At 34.7% G+C, this 23,066-nt stretch carries 20 protein-coding genes; 7 read left to right on the top strand and 13 right to left on the bottom strand.

All coding sequences use genetic code 11. From position 1 onward, the window contains the following. Positions 1–89: 89 nt before the first annotated feature. From FN795_RS09205 to FN795_RS09180, 6 genes are all read left to right on the top strand, one after another. Positions 90–374 carry a hypothetical protein gene (locus FN795_RS09205; RefSeq protein WP_142450336.1) on the top strand — a complete coding sequence of 95 codons (285 nt, stop codon included), beginning with the start codon at positions 90–92 and terminating at the stop codon, positions 372–374. Positions 375–426: 52 nt separating this feature from the next. Beyond that, a complete protein-coding gene (locus FN795_RS09200; RefSeq protein WP_142450335.1) occupies positions 427–759 on the top strand; it encodes a DMT family transporter in 333 nt (110 codons plus the stop codon). A gap of 151 nt (positions 760–910) precedes the next feature. Further along, positions 911–1,759 (top strand): bifunctional helix-turn-helix domain-containing protein/methylated-DNA--[protein]-cysteine S-methyltransferase, encoded by an 849-nt coding sequence (locus FN795_RS09195; protein ID WP_142450334.1) that lies wholly within the window; start codon positions 911–913, stop codon positions 1,757–1,759. 10 nt (positions 1,760–1,769) lie between these two features. Further along, positions 1,770–2,483, top strand: a complete 714-nt coding sequence (locus FN795_RS09190; protein WP_142450333.1) for a 2OG-Fe(II) oxygenase — start codon at positions 1,770–1,772, stop codon at positions 2,481–2,483. A gap of 129 nt (positions 2,484–2,612) precedes the next feature. Continuing rightward, positions 2,613–2,858, top strand: coding sequence for an Ada metal-binding domain-containing protein (locus tag FN795_RS09185; protein WP_142450332.1), 246 nt, complete (start codon positions 2,613–2,615; stop codon positions 2,856–2,858). Next, positions 2,845–3,453 carry an alpha-ketoglutarate-dependent dioxygenase AlkB family protein gene (locus FN795_RS09180; RefSeq protein WP_142450331.1) on the top strand — a complete coding sequence of 203 codons (609 nt, stop codon included), beginning with the start codon at positions 2,845–2,847 and terminating at the stop codon, positions 3,451–3,453. Before FN795_RS09185 ends, FN795_RS09180 begins: the two co-directional genes overlap by 14 nt. Before the next feature lies 1 nt (position 3,454). Here FN795_RS09180 and FN795_RS09175 read toward each other — a convergent pair whose 3' ends face one another. Beyond that, positions 3,455–3,778 (bottom strand): MmcQ/YjbR family DNA-binding protein, encoded by a 324-nt coding sequence (locus FN795_RS09175; protein ID WP_142450330.1) that lies wholly within the window; start codon positions 3,776–3,778, stop codon positions 3,455–3,457. A gap of 29 nt (positions 3,779–3,807) precedes the next feature. Then, positions 3,808–4,563, bottom strand: a complete 756-nt coding sequence (locus FN795_RS09170) for an NUDIX hydrolase (protein ID WP_142450721.1) — start codon at positions 4,561–4,563, stop codon at positions 3,808–3,810. A 254-nt stretch (positions 4,564–4,817) separates the two neighbouring features. Here FN795_RS09170 and FN795_RS09165 point away from each other — a divergent pair, with 254 nt between their 5' ends. Beyond that, positions 4,818–5,075 carry a hypothetical protein gene (locus FN795_RS09165; protein ID WP_142450329.1) on the top strand — a complete coding sequence of 86 codons (258 nt, stop codon included), beginning with the start codon at positions 4,818–4,820 and terminating at the stop codon, positions 5,073–5,075. A gap of 49 nt (positions 5,076–5,124) precedes the next feature. Here FN795_RS09165 and FN795_RS09160 read toward each other — a convergent pair whose 3' ends face one another. The 11 genes from FN795_RS09160 to FN795_RS09110 all read right to left on the bottom strand — a co-directional run bounded on the left by FN795_RS09160 (position 5,125) and on the right by FN795_RS09110 (position 22,764). Continuing rightward, entirely contained in the window at positions 5,125–7,353 is a 2,229-nt protein-coding gene (locus FN795_RS09160) for a glycoside hydrolase family 3 N-terminal domain-containing protein (protein WP_035646784.1), read from the bottom strand. 14 nt (positions 7,354–7,367) lie between these two features. Beyond that, positions 7,368–8,792, bottom strand: coding sequence for a glycoside hydrolase family 30 protein (locus FN795_RS09155; RefSeq protein WP_142450328.1), 1,425 nt, complete (start codon positions 8,790–8,792; stop codon positions 7,368–7,370). Between the two features lies 1 nt (position 8,793). Continuing rightward, positions 8,794–9,633, bottom strand: a complete 840-nt coding sequence (locus tag FN795_RS09150; protein ID WP_142450327.1) for an endonuclease/exonuclease/phosphatase family protein — start codon at positions 9,631–9,633, stop codon at positions 8,794–8,796. Between the two features lie 61 nt (positions 9,634–9,694). Next, positions 9,695–10,768, bottom strand: coding sequence for a glycoside hydrolase family 16 protein (locus tag FN795_RS09145; RefSeq protein ID WP_142450326.1), 1,074 nt, complete (start codon positions 10,766–10,768; stop codon positions 9,695–9,697). Between the two features lie 30 nt (positions 10,769–10,798). Further along, entirely contained in the window at positions 10,799–12,541 is a 1,743-nt protein-coding gene (locus FN795_RS09140) for a cellulase family glycosylhydrolase (RefSeq protein WP_142450325.1), read from the bottom strand. Between the two features lie 27 nt (positions 12,542–12,568). Beyond that, the gene (locus FN795_RS09135; RefSeq protein ID WP_142450324.1) at positions 12,569–14,044 is read right to left on the bottom strand and encodes a glycoside hydrolase family 30 protein; all 1,476 of its coding nucleotides are present in this window, start codon (positions 14,042–14,044) and stop codon (positions 12,569–12,571) included. A 27-nt stretch (positions 14,045–14,071) separates the two neighbouring features. After that, positions 14,072–15,541: a glycoside hydrolase family 30 protein gene (locus tag FN795_RS09130; RefSeq protein WP_142450323.1), complete on the bottom strand. Its 1,470-nt coding sequence runs from the start codon at positions 15,539–15,541 to the stop codon at positions 14,072–14,074. A 90-nt stretch (positions 15,542–15,631) separates the two neighbouring features. Further along, positions 15,632–17,083: a glycoside hydrolase family 30 protein gene (locus tag FN795_RS09125; protein WP_142450322.1), complete on the bottom strand. Its 1,452-nt coding sequence runs from the start codon at positions 17,081–17,083 to the stop codon at positions 15,632–15,634. Between the two features lie 141 nt (positions 17,084–17,224). After that, positions 17,225–18,103, bottom strand: a complete 879-nt coding sequence (locus tag FN795_RS09120; RefSeq protein ID WP_142450321.1) for a hypothetical protein — start codon at positions 18,101–18,103, stop codon at positions 17,225–17,227. Between the two features lie 24 nt (positions 18,104–18,127). After that, the gene (locus FN795_RS09115) at positions 18,128–19,636 is read right to left on the bottom strand and encodes a RagB/SusD family nutrient uptake outer membrane protein (protein ID WP_142450320.1); all 1,509 of its coding nucleotides are present in this window, start codon (positions 19,634–19,636) and stop codon (positions 18,128–18,130) included. Positions 19,637–19,650: 14 nt separating this feature from the next. Then, positions 19,651–22,764 carry a SusC/RagA family TonB-linked outer membrane protein gene (locus FN795_RS09110; RefSeq protein WP_142450319.1) on the bottom strand — a complete coding sequence of 1,038 codons (3,114 nt, stop codon included), beginning with the start codon at positions 22,762–22,764 and terminating at the stop codon, positions 19,651–19,653. Positions 22,765–23,066: the final 302 nt, after the last annotated feature.

Genomic DNA, 23,066 nt, shown 5'->3' with positions numbered 1-23,066 from the left:
CGCAGACCAAGAACTTTAAATATTCTAATATTATTTATGGCTCCTAAAATTTTAAGTTTAAATTTGAAACTCAAGAACATCAAAAAATTATGATCGAAAAAGTTTTATGTGAAATACATGGTTCAAAAGAAATGACTTTTGCCTGCATTCACATTGCGATGGCAATAGATTCAAAAGAAAAAGTAGGTTTTTACTATTCAGAAGTCAAAGAAGATCTTCCGCAAATTGCCTGGTGCGGGCAGTGTGAACAATGGCTTCTTGATAACGGTGAAGAATGGACTAGCGTTTTTCAAGCCAAAGCCGATTTTAAAATGTTGTGCCTTGATTGTTTTGATGAGGTAAAAAACAATGAAACAGAAATTCATATTCGATAAATAAATTCTTTTCCGTTTCAAACAAAGCTTAACTTTGTAAAAAACGTTAACCATGAAGAACTTTTTATTTTTATTCATTGCCATCATCTTCGAAATCATAGCGACTTCGGCATTAAAAAAATCTGAAGAATTCACTAAATTAATTCCGAGTATTATTACCATTATTGGTTATTGTGGCGCATTTTATTGTTTGAGTTTTGCCATTAGAACTATTCCTGTTGGTTTTGCTTATGCAATTTGGTCTGGCGTTGGAATTGTTTTAATTACCGCAATTGGCGCTATTTTCTTCAAAGAAATTCCAGATTTACCAGCCATAATTGGATTGAGTTTAATTGTAATTGGTGTTATTATAATTAATGTTTTTTCTAAAACTGTAGCGCATTAGAATTGAAGTTTCAGGTTTCAAGTTTCAAGTTACGCTGGAACGTGAAACTTGAAACCTGAAACCTGAAACAAAACAAAAATCTATTTCCGCAAGTTTCGGATTTTATGCCCGCAAAAACCAATCGATCTTTGCCTTATAAAATGGAATAAAAATGAACACACAAGAAACCATTAATTATAATCGTATCGCCGAAGCTATCGATTATATCAAAGCAAATTTTAAAGATCAACCCAATCTTGATGAGGTTGCGGAGAAAGTGCATTTGAGTCCGTTTCACTTTCAGAGGCTTTTCAGCGATTGGGCAGGCACAAGTCCGAAGAAATTTTTGCAGTACACAAGTTTGGAACATGCCAAGAAATTACTCAAAGAAAATCAGGCAACCATTTCTGAAACCGCTTTCGAAACCGGACTTTCAGGAACCAGCCGACTTCACGATTTATTTGTAAATATCGAAGGAATGACTCCGGCAGAATATAAAAACGGAGGAAAAAATCTGGAAATAAACTACAGTTTTGCCGAAAGTCCGTTTGGGAATATAATTGTTGCATCAACTCAAAAAGGCGTTTGTTTTATGGCTTTCGCCGAAGAAGAAGCAATCGGATTTGAAGATTTGAAACATAAATTTCCGAATGCCTCTTTCTCTCGAAAATTAGATTTGGCACAACAAAATGCACTCTTTATTTTCCAAAATGACTGGAGCAAATTATCCGAAATTAAACTTCATTTAAAAGGAACTGATTTTCAACTTAAAGTCTGGGAAACCCTGCTTAAAATTCCGATGGGACAACTTTCTACTTATGGAAATATTGCACATCAAATTCAAAAACCCAATGCTTCACGCGCAGTCGGCACAGCAATTGGCAGTAATCCTGTTGCGTTTCTAATTCCGTGTCATCGCGTGATTCAATCTTCGGGAATATTTGGAGGTTATATGTGGGGAAATACCCGAAAAACCGCCATTATTGGTTGGGAAGGTGCGCAGATAAATTCAGATCTCTAAATTTAATTTCATGCAAAATATACAACAAAAAATTGCTTCTCAAAACTGGGAAAGCATCACCGAATCTATGCACGAAAATGGCTTCGCAATAATTCCAAACGTACTTAATAACGAACAATGCGAGGATTTAAAATTCGATTATGATAATCCGAATTTATACCGAAAAACGGTTGTAATGGAGCGCTATCGATTTGGCTTGGGCGAATACAAATATTTCAATTATCCGTTACCCGATTTGATTCAGAACTTACGTTCTTCTATCTATCCGAAGTTGGCTCCAATCGCAAATGCATGGATGAAAGCACTGAATATTAATACTGTTTTCCCAGAAAAACATGAAGAATTATTGAAGCAATGTCACGACAATAATCAGTTAAAAGCAACAGTTTTGATTCTTAAATACGGTAAAAGTGGATTCAATACTTTGCATCAGGATTTATATGGTGATGTGTATTTTCCAATTCAAATTGTGCTTTTTCTTTCTGATCCTGACGAAGATTATTCTGGTGGAGAATTTGTTTTGACACAACAAACACCAAGAGCACAATCAAAAGCAATTGTATTGAAACCAAAAAAGGGGGATATTCTCGTTTTCACAACCAATTTCAGACCTGTAAAAGGAACAAAAGGTTATTATCGTGTAAACATGAAGCATGGTGTTAGCGAAATTCATTCGGGCGAAAGATACACGCTGGGAATTATCTTTCATGATGCTCTTTCGTGAATATTTTTTCCGCCACGACCCGAGCGATAGTGAACAGGCGAAGCAATTCACGAATTAAACTAATTCTATCCACATAGATTTTAAAAATAATTCGTGAATTCGTGGCGGAAAAACAAAACACAAAACAATATGATTCAACATCAAAAAATATCCGATTCAGAATTGCTTCGTAAAATTAAAAATGCAGAAATTTGTTTCGGTGGAAACCAAAAATTAAAAATCTTCGGAATGCTAAAATGTTCTTCGGGAAAAAGAATGAAACGTAAAAATCGGGTTTTCTTTTCTTCTGAAAATGAAGCCAGACAAAATGGTTTCAGACCTTGCGGACATTGCATGAAAACCGAATATCAAAACTGGAAAAATGGACTTGTTTAATCCTGAAACTGACGAAAACACCAATTTACTTCCGAAAGACGGAACTGTAAATTATTACGGAAAATTGTTTTCCAGAACAGAAGCAGATTTTTATCGCGATACTTTATTAAATTCCATTGAATGGAAAAATGACGAAGCAATCATCTTTGGAAAATTAATTTTAACTAAACGAAAAGTAGCTTGGTATGGTGATCAGGAATTTGAATATACCTACTCAAATACCACAAAAAAAGCACTTCCGTGGACGCCGGAATTATTAAAATTAAAAGCTTTTATTGAAGAAAAAACGGGAGAAACTTTTAATTCTTGTCTGCTAAATTTATATCATTCCGGAGAAGAAGGAATGGCTTGGCATAGTGACGCCGAAAAAGATTTAAAAAAGAATGGCGCGATTGGTTCTGTAAGTTTTGGCGCGGAAAGAAAATTTGCTTTTAAACATAAAGAATCGAAAGAAGTTGTTTCTTTGATTTTAGAACATGGAAGCTTATTAGTTATGAAAGATGAAACGCAAACACATTGGTTACATCGTTTGCCTCCAACAAAAACAACACAAAAACCTAGAGTGAACTTGACTTTTAGAACTATTGTGCGATAAATTATTTCTTCTTTTCTGGAGCTACATTTTGGTAAGAAAGCAACAAAGCATCTTCAAACATTTCTGTTCTTACTTTTGAAAGTTCAACAATTGTCCAGCCTTGTTTTCCCCATTTGTTCGGAATTGGATAAAAAATCATTTCGCTTGAAGCACAAAAAACAGATTGATCGATTTCATTTAATTTCAAAACTGCGTGATTATTTTTTTCATCAAAAGTGGCAAATATTTTTTTGTTTATGCGAAAAGACGTTTTCTCGAAGTGTGGTTCTTCAGTAGCATTTTCAAATGATAAAGCTATTTTTCTAAAATTTTCAAAAGAAACCATAATCGTAAATTTTAAAATTAAACCTTATTCTACCAGCCTTGATTTAATCCATTTTTTAAGACTTCATCATATTTTTCTTTATCAAAAGAATATAAGTTTGGGGCTTTGTGTGCAACATTACTTTTCTTTTCGTCGAGCTTTTTCAGGATTCCAATGTTGGTTATTTTTCTGAGAAAATTTCGGCGATCCAGCTTTTTATCCAAAATCGTTTCATACAATTTTTGAAGTTCTGGAATCGTGAATTTCTCCGGAAGCAAATTATAACCAATTGGCATTAAATTTAATTCTGTTCTCAAAGTGTTCAATGCTTTATCCAGAATTTCTTTGTGATCTAAAATAAGTTCAGGAACTTCTTTATGATCTATCCACTCCACAATTTCACGATCGCTCGAAGGTTTTGGAATCGTTTTTAAAAAATCGACCAAGGCATAATAACCAATTGTAACAAAACGGCGCATAAGCCATTTGCCTTTTGCTTCTTCTATTTCTAAATATTCTAAAACCTTTTTATCAAAGTGCTGATCGTTTCGTTTTACCTTTCCAAAAGTCGCAAACTGTCTTAAAAAAATGCCGTCAACACCAGTTCTATCATTTAAAATAGTTACTGCTGCGGTGTCAATATCTTGATCAATTGGGATAAATCCGCCAGGCAATGACCATTTTGGATTTCTGTCTACTTTGATCAACAAAACCTTTAACTGGTTGTCGTGAAAACCAAAAATGACACAGTCAATCGACAGCCCGGGCTGATAATTTTCATTATTTTCTATGATGTCTTTTAACATTTTTGACATTTAATTGCCTCTTTTCATTATTAAATAACGGTGCAATTTAGTGCATTTTTATAAAAACAAAACAATTTGGCAGTTGTTAAATAAGTGTGTGTGTCACAATTTTAACTTAAAATTAAAATCAAATATAAAAAAAATAAGTACATTGCGTCATAATAACACATTTAAATAAATTTGTTATTATTTTAAGATAAAAGAAAGTAAATTATTACAATTGTTTTGTGATTCAGTAAATCAGCGTGAGAGATATGAGCACTAATCCATTAAAAGATATAAACAAAAAAATACGAACTAAAATCTGGACTTCTTTCGGATTTGTTTCGAAAACTTATTTATTGGAAGAATCAATAAAATACAGCCAGCAACAGGAAAAAATTTTCAATCAAATGATTGTCGAAACTGAAGCTAAAGACAAAAAAGCAAAACGCGAAGCTTTTGATAAAGCATTGTACGCATCATATAAAGGAATTGGCGCTATGGATTTTATAAATACTGTTTTGAAATAATTCAAAACCTTTTATAAAATCCATAACGCCAATTTAAAATTGACTTCTACTATTGTACTAATTCAAAGTCTGCTCTAAGTTTTATATCTGCTGACGAAGCTCCAATCATTACTTCGAAATCTCCTGGCTCAGCACCCCATTCTAATTTATTATTGTAGAATGATAATTTTTCTTTATCAATTGTAAATTCAATTGTTTTAGATTCTCCTGCATTTAATTTCACTTTTTGGAAATCTCTTAATTCTAAAACTGGGCGAACAACAGAACCAAATTTATCTTTCAAATACAATTGAACAACTTCTTCACCCGCTACTTTTCCAACATTTGATAATTGGAAAGAAACTTTAATTGTTTCATTACTTTTGATTTTTGCTGAAGATAATTTCAAACCTGAATAATCGAATTTTGTATAACTCAAACCGTATCCAAATGGGAATTTAGGTGAGTTTTTCAAATCAATATAAGCTGAAACATAATTTTTTGAATCTTCATTTTTAGCTGGTCTTCCAGTACTGAAATGATTGTAGTAAATTGGAATTTGACCAACTTCTCTTGGGAAAGTCATAGGCAATTTTCCTGACGGATTGTAATCTCCAAATAAAACATTTGCGATTGCATTTCCTGCTTCTGTTCCTAACCACCAAGTATATACAATTGCCGGAACGTTGTCTGCTGTCCAGTTAAAAATAAGAGGACGTCCTGCATTTACTAATACAACAACCGGTTTTCCTGTAGCCTGAATCGCTTTTACTAAATCTTCCTGAACACCTGGCAAGTGCAAATCGCTTCGGCTCTTTGCTTCACCGCTCATGTCACGTCTTTCACCAATACTCAAAATAACAACATCAGCTTGTTTTGCAGTTGCAACCGCTTCAGCAAAACCATCTTTATTATCGCCATCTACTTCACAACCTTTAGCATAAAGCAATTTGGTGTTTTTTCCTACTTTATTTTGTAAACCATCCCATTGCGATACAACCCATTTGTCATAATCAACATCTGGAAGTTCTACAGACCAAAATCCCATATTAGCTTTGTATTCTTTTACCATTGGTCCAATGAATGCAATAGTTTTTAAGTTTTTGGAAAGCGGTAAAGTCTGGTTTTCATTCTTTAATAAAACAATACTTTTTTGTGCTACTTCAAGTGCAGCTTTTCTGTTCTCCGGATTTGCTAAAACTTTCTCTGCTCTTTTATCATCAGAATATTTATAAGGATCATCAAATAAACCTAATTCAAATTTCTTGCGTAAAATACGTTTTACTGCATCGTCAATTAAGTCAACAGAAACTCTTCCTTCTTTTACTAACTCTGCTAAATTTTTACGGTATGCATTACTTTCCATATCCATATCACTTCCTGCGGTAATTGCAGAATAAGCAGCTTCTTTAAGATCTTTTGAATAACCGTGTGCTACCATTTCTCCAATTGATCCCCAGTCTGAAACTACGAAACCTTGAAAATTCCATTTTCCTTTTAAAATATCGCGTTGCAAATGTGCATTCCCCGTTGCTGGAATTCCGTTTAAATCATTAAATGAATTCATAAACGTTGCCGCACCAGCATCTAAAGCCGATTTAAAAGGAGGTAAATACGTCTCCAACAACATTCTTTCACTCATATCAACTGAGTTATAATCTCTTCCGCCAACACCTGCGCCATAAGCCGCAAAATGTTTTACGCAAGCCATAACAGAGTTTAAATCGCCTAATTTATTTCCTTGAAAACCTTTTACACGTGCATAAGCGATTTTAGAACCTAAGTACGTATCTTCTCCGGCACCTTCCATAACTCTTCCCCATCTTGGATCGCGGCCAATATCAACCATTGGCGCAAATGTCCAGTGAATTCCACTTGCTGCAGCCTCTGTCGCCGCAACTCTTGCCGCTAATTCAATTGCTGCTAAATCCCAACTCGCTGCTTCAGCTAACGGAATTGGGAATGTTGTTTTGTAACCATGAATAACATCCTGACCAAATAACAATGGAATTTTAAGGCGAGATTGCATCGCTAGTTCCTGATATTGTCTGGTATATTTTGTTCCGATGATATTCAGCATCGAACCAATTAAACCTTGTTTAATTTCAGATTGTTTATTCGGATTTATCGTAATTGGTCCTGTTGCCTGATTATCGCCTGTGTATTGATTCAGCTGGCCAATTTTTTCTTCAATAGTCATTTTCTTCAACAGATCATTCACTTTTTGATCTATTGTCTGCTGTTGTGCTGTCGCAAAAAACGTAGCCATCAGCAAGGCAAATGTGGTTAATTTCTTCATGAATTTAATTTTGATTACCAAACGTAAGTTGCTACAGCACCTTCGTTTAAAGTAGTTGAAATTTGTTTTTGATTGTATTTGATATTGAATGTTTCTGCTGAAGTTCCATCATTTTCTACAATTAGAACAATTTGTCCCGACGGAGTTTTGAAAGCAACGTTGTGTAAATTACCGGCAATATTACTTCCAATTCTTACTGATCCTTCAGGAACAAATTTTGAAGCGTGACCAATTAAGTAATAACCTACTTCTCGTTTAATATTCTGGTTTTGGTCAATCATCAAAGCCCCTTTACAAGTTGAACAACCTCCTGGAGTAAATGGCTTATAATATTCATCATTTGCCAATCCCCATGAAAGCGCAATTTTACTCCAGTTTCTCATTGAACCAATAACAACATTTTTCACACCCCATTTCAAATCATTTTCAAAACTGCTTTTTGATCCTGTGTATTGTTCTGTAAAGTATAAATCTTTGTCTGGAAATGCATTGTGTACTGTTGTTAAAGCACTGATATCACCTTCGTACAAGTGAAACGCAGAACCAGTCACAAAAGGATTTGCTTTTGTATCTTTTAAAATAGTCAAAGGATATTCTGGTTTGTTGCAATTGTGATCGTAAACAATAATTTTAGTTTTAATTCCCGCTGCTTTAAAAGCTGGCCCTAGATTATTTCCAATAAAATCTGCTTGTTGTTCAGCCAACATCAACATACTCGGATTATTTCCTGGGTGTAACGGTTCGTTTTGAGGTGTAATTGCATCGATTACAATTCCTTGTGCTTTCATTGCCTGAATATATTTCACAAAATATTCAGCATACACCTGATAGTATTTTGGCTGTAAACTTCCACCTTTTGAGCTTCCGTTATCTTTCATCCAAACGGGTGGCGACCAAGGCGAGCCCATAATTTTGATTTTCGGATTTATAGCTAAAATCTCTTTTAAAACCGGAACCACATCTTTTAAATCTGGACCAAGATTAAAATGTTCCAATTTCAAATCTGTTTGTCCTTCTGGCATATCATCATACGAAAAAACTACTTCATTCAAATCTGAAGCACCAATACTGATTCTTAAATAACTTATACCTACAGCATCATTTTTTCTGGAAAAAAGTTCTTGAAGCAATGCTTCTCTTTTTGCTTTATCCAATTTCAAAATCGTCTGAGCGCTTCCTCCAGTTAAAGAAAATCCAAAACCTTCAATGGTTTGAAATTTTTGAGAAGCGTCAACAGTGATAGTTTGATTTGAATTTACATCAGAATTAAAAACCAAATCTGGCTGTTTTTTCAATTTTGATGATTCATCTGTAGTTGTAATCCAAGATTCAGCTTTTCCAGAATTGGAAGCTGTGCTTTTTGAAGAACCGCATTTTATTTGAACTGCGATTAAAGGCAGTAAAAGTAAAATTTGGAGTTTTTTGTTGATGTTTTTCATTTTAATCTATTTCTATTAAAACAGGTAAATGATCCGATGGATATTTTAAATCTTTAGAATCACTTAAAACTGCGTGTTTATAAATCTTAAATCCGCTATTTTTTGAAACAAAAATGTAATCAAGCAATAATGTTACAGGTTTGTCGTGTTTAAAATCATTGAATGTTCCTGATGGTCCGAAAGGTTTTTCTATTGAAACAGCTTTCGTGTCATCCATAACTTTTTTTATTTCGGAAATTTGCTTTGTGTTTGGTTCCGAATTAAAATCTCCCATTAAAAAAACAGGATATTTTTTAGTGTTTATTGCTTGAATTTTTGACAAAACAAGTTCAACACCTTTCATTCTTGCTACTTCGCCCATATGATCCAGATGCAGATTAAAAACATAGAATATTTTTTTAGTTTTTAAATCTTTAAAAAGACCATACGTACAAATTCTATTACAGGCTGCATCCCAACCTCTGGAAACTACATTTGGTGTTTCTGACAACCAAAATGTATTGGATTCCTGAACTTGAAAACTGTCTTTTTTATAATAAATAGTACATGCTTCGCCTAGTCCTCCTTCTTCTCTTCCAATTCCAAATTTGTTATATTTTGGCAAAGCAGATGCAATATCAATTACCTGATTTGGAGTTGCTTCCTGAACCCCAAAAATATCAGGACTATAAAATTGTATTTGCGACGCGAAATAATCTTTTCGATTTGGCCAGGCATTTTCTCCATCTGAAGCAACGTCCAAACGAATATTGTAGGTCATAATTTTTAGGTTTTGACCGTAAAATGAATTACCAGCAAAAAGCAGGAATACCGCTACACAAACTTTAATTATCTTTTTCATATTTAAAAAATTTTAATCTGTAAAGCTAATGTTTCCGAAGCTTTACAGAAAAAAATTTATGTTAATTGTATACTCTTACGTAATCAACTTCGAAAGTTGCGCTAGTAAAATTAGGGTCAACTTTTCCTCCAAAGTTTCCGCCCATAGCTAAATTCAAAATCAAGAAAAAGTTGGCATTAAATGGCGTCGAGCTGCTGTTTGCGTAAGTGTAAAACAAATTATCATCTACATAAAACTTGATGCTTTCTGCACTCCATTCTGCTGCATAAACGTGAAATTCTGTTGCTGAATTTGGAACTGTCGTAGTAGCCGTATCAGGCGTATTTCCAGAACGTCCAGGCGAATGCAAAGAAGAATGATTTACATTTGGATTATTTCCAACTGATTCTAAAATATCAACCTCACCGCAAGCTGGCCATGGCGCCGTATCAATATTGTCACCAAGCATCCAGAAAGCTGGCCAGGTTCCTCCGCCCACCGGCAATTTTGCACGAACTTCGGCACGACCATATTTAAATGAAAACTTTCCTTTTGTAAGCATTCTTGTAGAGGTGTAATGACTTCCCATATACTCTTCTTTTATTGCTTTGATTTTTAGCGTTCCGTTTGAGATAATTACATTTTCAGGACGAGTAGTATAATATTCTAATTCATTATTTCCCCAACCGTCACCGGTTCCTGTATTATAACCCCATTTAGCGCTATTAGGAGCTCCGTCTACATCAAACTCATCTGCCCAAAGTATTTTTCTTGCAACAAAAACATTTACAGAAGTTGTTGTGCTTACAAACTGCGATCCGTTATAGGCTGAAACAATAATTGGGTATGTTTTAGTTCCGGAAGCTGTAAATTCATAAGTAAAATCACCAGTTGAAATTTCTTTTAACTGACTATCAATCACTACCTTATAAGATGTAGCATTTGATGCTGAAATGGTAAGTTTTACCTTTCCGCTTCCGTCGCCATTAGGCTTTTCAGCTGTTTTTCCAACTACGTCCACCTGAACAGAAAGATTTGACGGACCAGTTACAACAGGCGCATCGCCTCCGCCATCATTACCGCTACTGCAAGACTGACAGACGAATAACAAGGCTATTAAAAAGCTTGCTTTTTTTATTAAAGTATTTAGTTTCATTGGTTTTGGTTATTTAGTTAGTTTTTTAGCTTATTTTTTTCCTTCCGAAAAATCCAAATAATTCAAATTGAAGCCTCCTTTTTCAAAAACTGCTTTTATTTTATTTGTTCCAGCCTCTAATTGAACTCCAGTTAATACAACTGTTTTCCATTTGTCGTTTCCTCCGGTTGCAGGAAGCACAATTGATTCTGATTTTTTTCCGTTTGCAGTTTCAAAATGAAGTTTTCCTTCTGCTTTTTCGCTTGAATAACGAATCGCTACTTTATAACTATTTTGTTTTTTGACTTCAGAAGTAAATTGCACCCATTCACCATCTTCAATAAAAGAAACCTGATAACCATTTGATCCAGAATCCTTGCATGGCAAAATATCTACACCATCATTTCGCATGGTATTTCCTTTATTCCAATCGTCAAATTTTCCGGTTTCAACTCTGTAGTTTATAAAATCTTTATCTGAATAAGCGTATCCATTTGTTCCAAGATCATATTGCGTTGCAGCAATTTTCCCAGGAATTACATGTTTTTTATATGGTTTTGTATCATTTGTTTGTACTTGTCTGAACATTGCATCAATTACATCTGGCTTAACCGTTACGTTTTCCATTTTGTAATTTTCGGCCATTTTCATTAAGGCTCTTTTTGCAAATTCCGGACTCGGTTTTTGTCCGCCATCTTTCCAATATTTTAATAAAACATCATATTCAGGAATTTTTGTTACCGAAGTTACTCCCGCAATATTTTCTATTTTTTTCATTGGCCAAAATGCCCATCCAATGTTGTTGTTTTCTACTAAAGTCAAAGCATCTTTAAACCACACATTTGAGTTTTCTCCACTTTCTCCCATCCAAATTGGCACATTATATTCTTTTCTGTAATCCAGCATTTTTTGGATAGAACCTTGAGTCGTATAATTCCAATATTTGTGGAAACTCAACGCCATATTATCATCCCACAAAGGAAAAATTCCGTTATAATTATTACCCCAGCAATTTCCTTCGATAATTACCATATGGTTTGGATCTACTTCGCGAATGGCTTTTGTTACTGCAACCATCAAATCTCGCAATGGTCCGTTTGAATTTTCATCACAGCCATTTTTATTGGTTCCGGTAAAATTCCAGTTTGGTTCGTTGATAATATCATACGCACCAATCCATTGATTGTCTCTATAACGAGAAGCTAACTTTTTCCATAAAGCAATCATTTTTTTCTGATTGGCTTCGCTGTTCCAAAGTGATGGTTTTGTAGTATCATAATCCGAAATTGCGGCGTCATTTCCCTGACCTCCAGGTGCGGCGTGCAAATCTAAAATCAAATACATTTTATTTTCGGCACACCATTTCAATAGATTGTCGGTCATTGTGAAACCCTCTTCAATCCAAGTTATTTCACCATTTTTTTCTTCCTGAATTGATGGCGTATAAAGATTATAATGCATTGGAAGACGAATTGAATTGAATCCCCATTTCGCCAATGAATCAATATCTCTTTTTGTGATTCCGTTTGCTTTGTAGACGGCATAAAATTCCTTAGTTCCTTGTTCTCCAACAACGTCCTGAATTTTTTGTTTGATTTGATATTGCGGACTAGCAAATGGCTGTGTCTGCAACATATATCCTTCCTGAACCATCCAGCCTCCTAAACCAAGACCTCTTAAGATTATATTTTTGCCGTTTCCGTCAACAATATTCTGTCCGTCTCTATGTAAAAAGCCTTGTCCGAAAGAAGCGATTGAAACCAAAAACAGGAATGCTATAATTATTTTTTTCATTTGAAAATTGATTTTATTTTCTTTTGATTATTTCCAAGTATAAGTTCCAACTGCTCCAGCATCTAGAGACGATGTAACCCATTTATCATTGAATTTGATATTGAAAATTTCATTAGTTGTTCCATCATTTTCAACAATTAAAACTTTTGATCCAGATGGCGTAATGAAAGCAGCAGTTTGAAGATTTCCACTGTTATTACTTGCAATTCTAACAGAACCAGCCGGAACAAATTTTGAAGCGTGGGCAATAATGTAATAAGCAACATTACGTTGAATGCTCTCACTCGAATTTATCGTTAAAGCACCTTTACACATGCTGCATCCTCCATCCGTATGAGGTCTATAACCACCATCATTAGCTAAATTCCATTCTAGTGCATTTCTACTGTAATTACGCATTGAACCGATAATTACATTACGAACATGCCATTTTAAATCGCCACTAAAACTTCCTTCAGAAGATGTCCATTGTTCTGTGAAATACACATTTTTAGTTGGATAAGAACTGTAAACATTCGTTAACGCACTAATATCTCCAGCATATAAATGGAATGCTGAACCGTCTACGAAAGGAAAAGCATCGGCGTCAGCCAAAATTGCTTTTGGATAATTTGGATTATCACAATTGTGATCGTAAGCAATAATTTTTACATTAAGATTTGCTGCTTTAAAAGCTGGACCTAAGTTGTTTTTAATAAAAATAGCCTGATCTGCCGCAGACATATACATACTCGGATTATTTCCGTCATGCAAAGGTTCGTTTTGAGGTGTTACGGCATCAATTGTAATTCCTTCAGCTTTCATTTGCTGAATATATTTTACAAAATATTTTGCATAAACATCGTAGTATTTTGTTTGTAATTTTCCTCCTTTAAAACTATCTACATCTTTCATCCAAACTGGAGCTGACCAAGGTGTTGCCAAAATCAAAATCTTCGGATTGATAGCCAGGATTTCTTTCAAAAGAGCAATTACACCCGCTTTGTCTTTATCTAAACTAAATTTTGCAAGTGTTAAATCTGTATCTCCTGTTGGAAGATCGTCGTAAGTAAAAGGAGTTGCATTCAAATCTGATGCTCCAATACTTATTCTTAGGTAACTTATGCCTATTGAGCCTTCGCCAGAACCAAATAATTCCTGTAAAAGAGCACTTTTTTTAGCTGCAGTCAATTGATTAATCATGTCAGCGCTTCCACCTGTTAAAGTATAACCGAAACCATCTATTGTTTGGTATTTTTGGGAAGCATTAACTTCGATATTGGCATTAGTATTTACTGTTGTTCCAAAGCCTAACGTTGTTGCTTGTTTGGCTAAAAGAACACTCTGATCTCCTTTTGTCAACCAGAAATCTACGTCATTTGTAACTGTCACAGGAGGAGTTACAACTGGAGGAGTTACAGGTGGTGGATCAGTTGCATCGTTTGAAGATGAACATTTTACCTGAGAAAATACTGCTAAAGCAAAAAATAATGCTTTTATAGTGGTTTTAAAATTAAGATTCATTTTTATAGTTTTTTAGTTAATAGACGGCTAGTAAACAATCGTTTGTATAGCGTGTGCCGGAATAGTAATAGTAGTTTTTAAAGTGCCGTTAGTTAAATTATAAACAACATCTTTATCGGATTGATTCATAACAATAGTGGCAATTTTTCCGTCAGTATTTTTAAACGACGTACTCAAAAGGGTTTTATCACTAATGGTCTGAGTTATGCGTTTGGCATTTGCGTGAATGAATTTTGAGAAATGTCCAATGTAATAATACATTGGCGTATAGATTAATTCATCTTTTGTAACATCGGCGTGAATTGGTGCAAAACAGAAATTACCAACATGATTTGGACCTCCGTTTTGATCTAAAAGAATATTCCAATCTGTCCAGCCTACAGTTCCGTTATTAAAATCATTAATCATATTAAGTCCGTAACGTTCTGCATTTCCCCAAAACTGAAATCTTGAAGCATCAAATTTTTCGACGCAGCCTTCAGTAAACAAAAGTCCTTTATTTGGAAAAGCTTTGTGAACTTCACCAACAGATTCAAATCTTGGTGGGCCGCCGCTCCAAGTTTCATACCAGTGGAAACCAATTCCCCATGCAAATTTTGAAACTTCAGGATCAGAGAAAACCAGGTTAGCTCTTTTTTCGAGCATTTCGCCACGATTGTGATCCCAAATAATTACATTTTTAGAAGCAAGTCCTTCTTTTTGTAAAGTTGGTCCAAGGAAATTTTTCAAGAAATCTCTTTCGGCTTCAGGTGTATAAATACAAGATTCCCATCTTTGTTTTGCCGCTGGTTCATTTTGAATGGTTAATCCCCAAACCGGAATACCTTCTTTTTCATATTCTCTAATAAATTTCACATAGTAATTTGCCCATGATTGTGCAAATTCTGGCAACAAAACGCCGCCGTGCAAAATATCGTTATTGTCTTTCATGAAAGCTGGGGGACTCCACGGACTGACAAATAAGGTTAATTTCCCGCCGGCAGTTTCGATTGCTTTTTTAAGAAGTGGAATTCTGTATTTTCGATCGTGGTCAATGTTGAAGGTTTTCAAGTCTTTGTCACCTTCTGCAATATAAGTGTAGCTATCACTACTAAAATCACAGCTATGTATGTTTGTTCTGGCTAATGAGTAGCCAATTCCTTTAGTTTTATCGTAATAAGCGTTTAGAAATTCCTGTTGTTTTTTTGGAGATAATTTGGCAAAAACTTCTGCACTTGCGTCTGTAATTGCGCCACCAATTCCGAGGAAAGTCTGATCTGTTTGTTCAGCATTTACATTAATAGATACTGATGATGTTGTTTGTTGTGATGTGTTGTTTGAAATGAAATTATTTGATAATGATAATTTCAAATCGGTATTTTCGGCTGTAGTGTAAACCTGAATTTTTTTATTTGATTTGGAACCAGAAACCGCAGAAGCATCTGCAATTTTTGATGAATTACAACTAAATTGCAGTAATAGTATTGGGGCGATTAAAATGCTGCTTATGGCTTTCATTGTACTTTCAAAAAAATGATTTAATTAAAAAGTAAATTGAGGGTCGATACGGATGATTCAAATCAACCCTCATCATTTACAAATAAAATATTAATATACAAGCGTTTGGATTGCGTGTGCAGGAATCTTAACTACAGTCTTTTCAGCAGCTATAATTAAGTTGTAAGTAATCTCTTTATCTGACTGATTCATAACAATTGTTGCCATTGTACCATCAGTGTTTAAAAATGAAGTGCTCAATAATGCACTTCTGCTCACTGCAGTACTAACTCGTACCGCATTTAGGCGAATAAATTTTGAGAAATGTCCGATGTAATAATAAGACGGTGTATAAATTAATTCACCAGTCGTTGTATCAGCATGGATTGGAGCGAAACAAAAATTACCAACATGATTAGGACCTCCATTTTGATCTAAAAGAATATTCCAGTCAGTCCAACCGGCTGTTCCGTTATTAAAATCATTAATCATAGAAATACCGTATCTTTCGCCGTTACCCCAGAACTGATATTTTTTGGCATCAAATTTTTCAACACAGCCTTCTGTAAACAAAAGACCTTTGTTTGGATAAGCTTCATTTACTTTCCCAACATTATCAAACATTGATGCTCCTCCAGACCAGTTTTCGTACCAGTGAAAACCCATTCCCCAAACATATTTTGAAGCTTCTGGATCAGAGTAGATAACATTGGCTCTGTAATTCATCAAATCACGATTGTGATCCCATGCAATAATTTTTACATTGCCTAGCTTTTCTTTTTTCAAAGTTGGACCAAGGAAATTTTTGATAAAATCTCTTTCCGCCTCAGCAGTATAAATACATGATTCCCAAGTTTGGACCGCCATTGGCTCATTTTGAGTTGAAGTTCCCCAAATTGGGATCCCCTCTTTCTCGTAAGCTTTTATGAATTTTGCATAAAAATTTGCCCATGTCTGATAATATTCAGGCAATAATTTTCCGCCTTTAAGAACATTTTTGTTGTCTTTCATGAAAGCATTTGGTGACCATGGAGCAAGGTAAGTTGTTAGTTTTCCACCTGCTTTTGCAATTGCTTGTTTGATTAACGGAATACGAAATTGTCTGTCATGATCAATAGAAAAAGTCTTTAAATCTTTATCGCCTTCTTCGATATAAGAATAGCTTCCACTGCTAAAATCAGAACTTTGTATTGTTGTTCTTAGCAAAGAATAGCCAATTCCTTTTTGTTTATCGTAGTAAGCATCTAAAAATTCAGCTTGTTTCTCTTTTGAAAGTTTAGCAAAAATTTCTGCACTCGCATCTGTGATAGCTCCACCAATTCCCATAAAAGTCTGGAACTTTTTTGATGGCTCAACAAAAACTGAAGATTCTATTTCAAGAGGCTGTTTTGATGCTGAAAAAGTCAAATTATCAGTAGAGGTTAATCTTAAATTAGAATTCTCAGCTGTAGTATATACGGTTACTTTTTTTCCGTTGGTTGTAAATTCATTTTTTGCTTTGGGCTGGGCAAAAGCTGCCACTGAAAACAAAAAACATAGAATCTTAAAACTATTATTTTTCATTCTTTCCTTGTTATATTAATTCTAAATACAAGTTCTCAGAAACTCATTTTCTGACAGCTTAAGGAAGGATTTAAAAAATAGCCCATACTCATAACGATTATGGGCTATTTACAACCAAACTTAAACTTAACTTAAACTTTATTATTTTCCTCTCATTTCTATTTTGCTTACAGTAATTCCGTCTTTAGTAAACGTATTACCACCACATCTGATAAGAAGATAAATTTTTCCTGTTGTATCAAATTTAACAACATTTTTAACTGTCCCTGTAGCATCATTTTTAACACAACCTACAGATGATAGCCAACCTGAAAATGCTGCTTTTGCACAACCATCCCACGTGCTTAATCCCATAACTTTATTGTCTTTGTACTCTACGCCAGACTTAGGAACTGATTTACCTGCATAAACTTCAAACCAAGTTTCATCAGAACCGCTAGGGCAAGAAACTAACATGTCAATTGTGTATTCTTTATCCTTAACAACATCAATTGCCTGATAAATTCCTTCTTGAGCCCATCCTCCAGGTGAATGAATTGTAGCGCTTTTGTTAGCGTAAGACCAAAAAGCTGATCCATTTGCACTAAGATTACATACTGTCCATTGTGCCTGATCAGCTGTAGTTTCAAATTTACCTCCTTTTACAAGATTACCTTTAACTGGATCAGAAGTAGCAACTACAAGTGGCAAAGATGCTTTCCCTGTTGCTCCTCCAGCACCAATTGCTGTATGTGTTATCGTATAAGCTCCTGCATCTGGTAATGAAATAACTTGAGTATTTTTTCCAATCAAAGCACCGTCTCCTGTGTCCCATTTCGAACCAATAACACCTTTAGTCTGTGCAGTCATAAGATAAGTATTTACTGCACCAGCAACTGGAGTAATAGTAAATGAAGCATCAACACTAGATGCTGTTAAACCATTTCCGCTTCCAGCGTCATCATCACAGCTTGATAGTGTTCCTAATGCTACTGCTAGCATTAGGAATACATTTTTCTTTAAATTTATATTTAGGTTCATTTTTTTTGATTTTTGGTTAATGGTTTATTGGTAGTTAGGATTTTGTTTCAATTTAGTACCTGTCAATTCCACAAAAGGTATTGGGAAAATTTCATCTGTACCAGCATTGAAACCTCTGTCAGCTAAAGCTGCAGCAGCATCACCCCATCTTACTAAGTCAAAGAATCTGTGTCCTTCTCCAGCAAGTTCCATTCTTCTTTCGTTTTTGATAGCAGCTAATGTTACAGGAACAGGTGCTAATCCAACTCTTGCTCTAACTGCATCTAATAATGCTTGTGCTCTTGGTCCAGAGCCTAACGCTTCAGCTTCCAATAAATAAGTATCAGCAAGTCTGATGATATATGAATCTTGTTTGTAGTTTAACTCTGCAGCTCCACCACCAGTACGAACGTCAGACATTCTAGGCAAGAATTTGTTCAAGAAATATCCCGTATCCTGGTTAGCAGCAATGTAATCAGCTTTTCCAGCAGCTTTTAACGCTTTTACATCTAAGATAGTTGCAGCAAATCTTGGATCATCTTTCATTGCATCATATAATTTTTGCGTTGGAACGCTAAAACTCCATCCTGAAGGAAGGTCTGGCGCATCAGAATTTGCTGCTCTTGTATAACTTCTTGGCCCTACCATTACGTTCAATGAGTTTCCTTCGTCTCTTCCAGATCCCCAGAATCCCCAGTCAGAGTTACCAGCACTACTGTGGCTTACCTCAATAAGTGATTCTGTATTGAATTTATTAGAAACAACCCATAAATCACTGAATTTAGCTAACAACTTATTACCATATTGGTTAGTAGCACCTGGCGTACCATTTACTTCTGCAAGAACTGCAGCTGCTTCAGCCTTTTTACCGTCATATAGATATACTTTTCCTAATAAAGCCTGTGCACCACCTTTAGTCATACGTCCAGCTTCTGTAGTAGCAGGAACAGTTCCAGGTAAAACCGGAATTGCTTCTCTTAAATCTTTTTCAATTTGAGCGTATACATCTTCTGGTTTAGCCTGCTCTGGACTGTAAATATCTGAAGATGTTAATGGTTGTAAGATTAGAGGAATATTTCTAAACATTCTAACCAAGTTAAAATAATACAGTGCACGTAGCGATTTAGCTTCTGCTGTAAATCTAGCTCTTACAGCATCAGACATTGTAGCGCTTGGCAACTTAGACAATAAAACATTTGCTCTGTAAATACCCTGATAATGATCATTCCAGAAACTTGCTGGGATGAAAAGAGCTGTAAGAGAATGGCTTGAGAAATTTTGAATACCCTGACCGTCAGTAGCACTACCTCCTCCTGCCCAGAAATCATCTGAACCAGCATTCATCATTGCCACAATGTTTTCGAATCCACCTGTATTTTTTCTCATCGGATCATATACTCCTACTAATGCAGCATAAGTTTCTGACTCATTTGAGTAATACGTTTCTGCATTTAATTTTCCCTTTGGAGTAGTTGTTACAAAATCTTCTGAACAAGATCCTATTGCAGCCATAGCGACCGCACAGAATATATATTTAAATTTTATTGTTTTCATAATGCTAATATTTATTAAAATTGAACGTTAACTCCGAACATTATCGTTCTTGCTTGTGGATAAACTCCTTTATCTACACCGAAAACTTGTCCTCCAATTTCTGGATCGTAACCTGTGTATTTAGTAAATGTGATAAGATTTTCACCATTTAAGTAAAAACGAATTTTATCAGCTCCAACATTAGATGATATTGTCAATGGTAAAGTATATCCTAATTGAACAATTTTCAAACGCACATAATTACCGCTTTCAAGATAGAAGTCTGACATTGAACTAAAGTTTCCATTAGGGTCACTATTAGTCAATCTTGGATAATCATTTGATGTACCTTCACCTGTCCAACGGCCTAAAGCAGTTGTTTGATAGTTAGCATTCAATATATCTAATCTTCTTAATCCTTGGAAAATTTTGCTTCCTGCAGAACCTTGAGCGAAAGCCATGAAATCGAAGTTTTTGTAATCAAGATTTACAGTAAGTCCAAATGTAGATTTAGGAATATTTGTTCCTAAAAATTCTTTATCCTTGTTACGATCAATTACACCATCTCCATCAACATCAACCCAACGGAAATCCCCTGGTTTAGCATTTGGCTGAAGTAAAGCACCAGCTGAATTTTTGTATGCTGCAACTTCTGCTTCATTTTGGAAAATTCCATTAGTTTTCATACCATAGAACTCATTGAAAGAGTGTCCAACTTGTATTCTTGTAACAGGTCCCATTGATTGAAAACTTGCATCTCCATTAATGAAATCAGTATTTGTGTTAATATAAGTCACCTCATTTTTCAAGGTAGCGAAGTTTCCAGTAATACCTAAATTAAAATCTCCAAGTTTCTTTTTATAGTTTAATGAAATTTCAAAACCACTATTGTTCATATCAGCAATGTTAGCAGAAGGCGATTCAGCTACACCAACATAACCAGGAATTACAACATCTCTTAAGATTCCGCTAGTTTTCTTTTTAAAGTAATCTAATGTTAAATTGAAATCGTTAAATAATCTTGCATCAAGACCAACAGTTGCCTGAGAAGTCTCTTCCCATCCTAAATCTGGATTTGGTAAAGTTGAGTTAGCATAACCTGTTGTAATGTTACCTGAATTTCCAATAGTATAGTTGTATCCTCCAACAACAACAGGAAGATATTTATAAGGATCAATATTATCATTTCCTACAACTCCGTAGCCACCGCGTAATTTCAAACTATTTACTGATTCGTTTTCTTTCCAGAATCCTTCTTTTGAAATTACCCATCCTACTGAGAATGAAGGGAAAACTCCCCACTTTTTATTTTCTCCAAAACGGTTAGAACCATCACGACGAACAATACCAGTAAAAAGATATTTTTCTTTGTAATCATAGTTTGCACGTGCAAACAAAGAAGCTAATTTATGAACATCTTTGTCACTAGACCAGCTTATTCTATCTGTTTGAGGTACATCAAAACTAAAAGATGCATCACGATAATTTGTAATTGGTAAACCATACATTGTAGTACCTATTGCACCACCAATGTTTTCAGATAAAGCTTCCTGTCCAAGTAAAATATTTACATTGTGATCTCCGAATTTATTCGAATAGTTAAGTGTGTTTTGAAGTGTCCATGCAAATGTTTTCTCATTGTTTTGCGTGTAATTATTTCTCGCCGAATTAACGTTATTGCTTAAGAAAAATGAAGGTGTGAAACCTTGGCTTCCCCAGTAAGAAATTTTTCCTCCAAGAGTCGTTCTGAATTTCAAATGACTTGTTATATTAGCTTCCATATAAGCATTACCAACTAAATCATCAGACCAGTTATAACCGCCTAATCTTGTTTGAGTATATGCGATTGGATTTGTCATCTCCTGACCTACCCATGGTGAAATACCATAAGGATGACCATTTGCATCACGAATAGCCAATGGGTTATTGTATGGAGCTGTTGCTGCAAGTGCAGGATCTGTTACAACTAATGGAGTTGTTGGATCTAAGTTAATTGCAGAACTTAAAGGTCCTCCAAACTCACTGTTAGTATTTCCTAAACTTTGTGATTTTTGTCTTGTAAATCCGAAAGTTTGTCCAAACGTAAAATAATCCGAAATCTTGTGAGTCGAGTTTAAACGGAAATTCTTTTTGTTATAACCAGAAATGTCTGTTGTAACAATACCTTCTTGGTCTTGAATACCAAACGAAGCGTAAAAAGTAGATTTTTCACCACCACCACTAATACTTAATTCGTGATTGTATCTGAATGCTTGATTATTAAAAATAGCATCTTGCCAATCAGTACCTTTTCCTAAGGCAGCAGGATTTGCATATCTGATAGGATTTCCATCAGCAGCTAGTTTTTCATTCATTATTGTTGCATATTGCTCTGCATTTAATAAATCTAATTTTTTAGAAGGTGCAGAAACTCCAGCAAAACCATTATAGTTTACAGTAATTTTACCTGATTTACCTTTTTTAGTTGTTACCAAGATAACTCCTGTTGCAGCACGAGTTCCGTAAATTGCAGCAGAAGCAGCATCTTTAAGAACCTCAATAGACTCAATATCAGACTGATTAATAAAACCAGTAGCTCCAGCATCAATTACAATTCCATCAACTACCCAAAGTGGATCATTACCACCTTCTCTAAAAGTAGTTATACCTCTAATACGTACTTTTGCAGTAGATCCTGGCTGACCTGATGTTGAAGCTACAGAAACACCTGCTGCTCTACCTTGTAAAGCTTGCTCAACACGACCATTTGGAACTTTTTCAAGATCTGCAGCTTTTACACTAGAGATTGCCCCAGTAACTACTGATTTCTTTTGAGTACCGTATCCAACCACCACAACTTCATTTAATGATTGAGATTCTGGCTTTAATTGAATTGTAATTTTTGATCTGCCATTTACAGCTTCACTAACTGTAGTGTATCCAATAAAAGTAACTGTCAAAACACCATTTGAGGGAGCTTGGATTTGAAATTTCCCATCAAAATCTGATGCAGTTGATTTATTAGACCCTTTTAATGCAATAGTTGCACCTGGAACTGGCATCCCACTTTCATCATTAATCATCCCGTTTACTGTGACATCCTGAGCCACAGCCATAACCGAGAATAACAAAGATGAAACACAAAAAACAAGTAATTTTGTTAATTTCATTTTTCTAAAAATTTTGGTTAATTAATTAGTAATTTGATGCAATAATAATGTTATTTTTTTACTATCAACAAGTAAATTTCACTACAAAAACACATCAAAACAATTTTTTATACATTACAAAAACACATCATTTTTTTTTTATTTATTTGATTTATAATAATTTAAAAATTAAATTTAAGATGTTAGCAAAATGTTAATTATAAAAATAAACACTACAGTTGTATAAGATTGCTTATTTTTATGAATAATATCGCTTTCTACAACGAAATAGTAGTGGAAAAACTATTGTAAAACACTACAAA

Source organism: Flavobacterium resistens (assembly GCF_900182645.1).
Classification (GTDB): domain Bacteria; phylum Bacteroidota; class Bacteroidia; order Flavobacteriales; family Flavobacteriaceae; genus Flavobacterium; species Flavobacterium resistens.
This window is presented reverse-complemented; position numbering and strand designations above follow the sequence as displayed.

What these genes read in the sequence shown, in the direction of transcription:
- FN795_RS09205 (WP_142450336.1), top strand. Translation starts at nt 90, where the DNA reads ATGATCGAAAAAGTTTTATGTGAAATACATGGTTCAAAAGAAATGACT.
- FN795_RS09200 (WP_142450335.1), top strand. Translation starts at nt 427, where the DNA reads ATGAAGAACTTTTTATTTTTATTCATTGCCATCATCTTCGAAATCATA.
- FN795_RS09195 (WP_142450334.1), top strand. Translation starts at nt 911, where the DNA reads ATGAACACACAAGAAACCATTAATTATAATCGTATCGCCGAAGCTATC.
- FN795_RS09190 (WP_142450333.1), top strand. Translation starts at nt 1,770, where the DNA reads ATGCAAAATATACAACAAAAAATTGCTTCTCAAAACTGGGAAAGCATC.
- FN795_RS09185 (WP_142450332.1), top strand. Translation starts at nt 2,613, where the DNA reads ATGATTCAACATCAAAAAATATCCGATTCAGAATTGCTTCGTAAAATT.
- FN795_RS09180 (WP_142450331.1), top strand. Translation starts at nt 2,845, where the DNA reads ATGGACTTGTTTAATCCTGAAACTGACGAAAACACCAATTTACTTCCG.
- FN795_RS09175 (WP_142450330.1), bottom strand. Translation starts at nt 3,778, where the DNA reads ATGGTTTCTTTTGAAAATTTTAGAAAAATAGCTTTATCATTTGAAAAT.
- FN795_RS09170 (WP_142450721.1), bottom strand. Translation starts at nt 4,563, where the DNA reads ATGTTAAAAGACATCATAGAAAATAATGAAAATTATCAGCCCGGGCTG.
- FN795_RS09165 (WP_142450329.1), top strand. Translation starts at nt 4,818, where the DNA reads ATGAGCACTAATCCATTAAAAGATATAAACAAAAAAATACGAACTAAA.
- FN795_RS09160 (WP_035646784.1), bottom strand. Translation starts at nt 7,353, where the DNA reads ATGAAGAAATTAACCACATTTGCCTTGCTGATGGCTACGTTTTTTGCG.
- FN795_RS09155 (WP_142450328.1), bottom strand. Translation starts at nt 8,792, where the DNA reads ATGAAAAACATCAACAAAAAACTCCAAATTTTACTTTTACTGCCTTTA.
- FN795_RS09150 (WP_142450327.1), bottom strand. Translation starts at nt 9,633, where the DNA reads ATGAAAAAGATAATTAAAGTTTGTGTAGCGGTATTCCTGCTTTTTGCT.
- FN795_RS09145 (WP_142450326.1), bottom strand. Translation starts at nt 10,768, where the DNA reads ATGAAACTAAATACTTTAATAAAAAAAGCAAGCTTTTTAATAGCCTTG.
- FN795_RS09140 (WP_142450325.1), bottom strand. Translation starts at nt 12,541, where the DNA reads ATGAAAAAAATAATTATAGCATTCCTGTTTTTGGTTTCAATCGCTTCT.
- FN795_RS09135 (WP_142450324.1), bottom strand. Translation starts at nt 14,044, where the DNA reads ATGAATCTTAATTTTAAAACCACTATAAAAGCATTATTTTTTGCTTTA.
- FN795_RS09130 (WP_142450323.1), bottom strand. Translation starts at nt 15,541, where the DNA reads ATGAAAGCCATAAGCAGCATTTTAATCGCCCCAATACTATTACTGCAA.
- FN795_RS09125 (WP_142450322.1), bottom strand. Translation starts at nt 17,083, where the DNA reads ATGAAAAATAATAGTTTTAAGATTCTATGTTTTTTGTTTTCAGTGGCA.
- FN795_RS09120 (WP_142450321.1), bottom strand. Translation starts at nt 18,103, where the DNA reads ATGAACCTAAATATAAATTTAAAGAAAAATGTATTCCTAATGCTAGCA.
- FN795_RS09115 (WP_142450320.1), bottom strand. Translation starts at nt 19,636, where the DNA reads ATGAAAACAATAAAATTTAAATATATATTCTGTGCGGTCGCTATGGCT.
- FN795_RS09110 (WP_142450319.1), bottom strand. Translation starts at nt 22,764, where the DNA reads ATGAAATTAACAAAATTACTTGTTTTTTGTGTTTCATCTTTGTTATTC.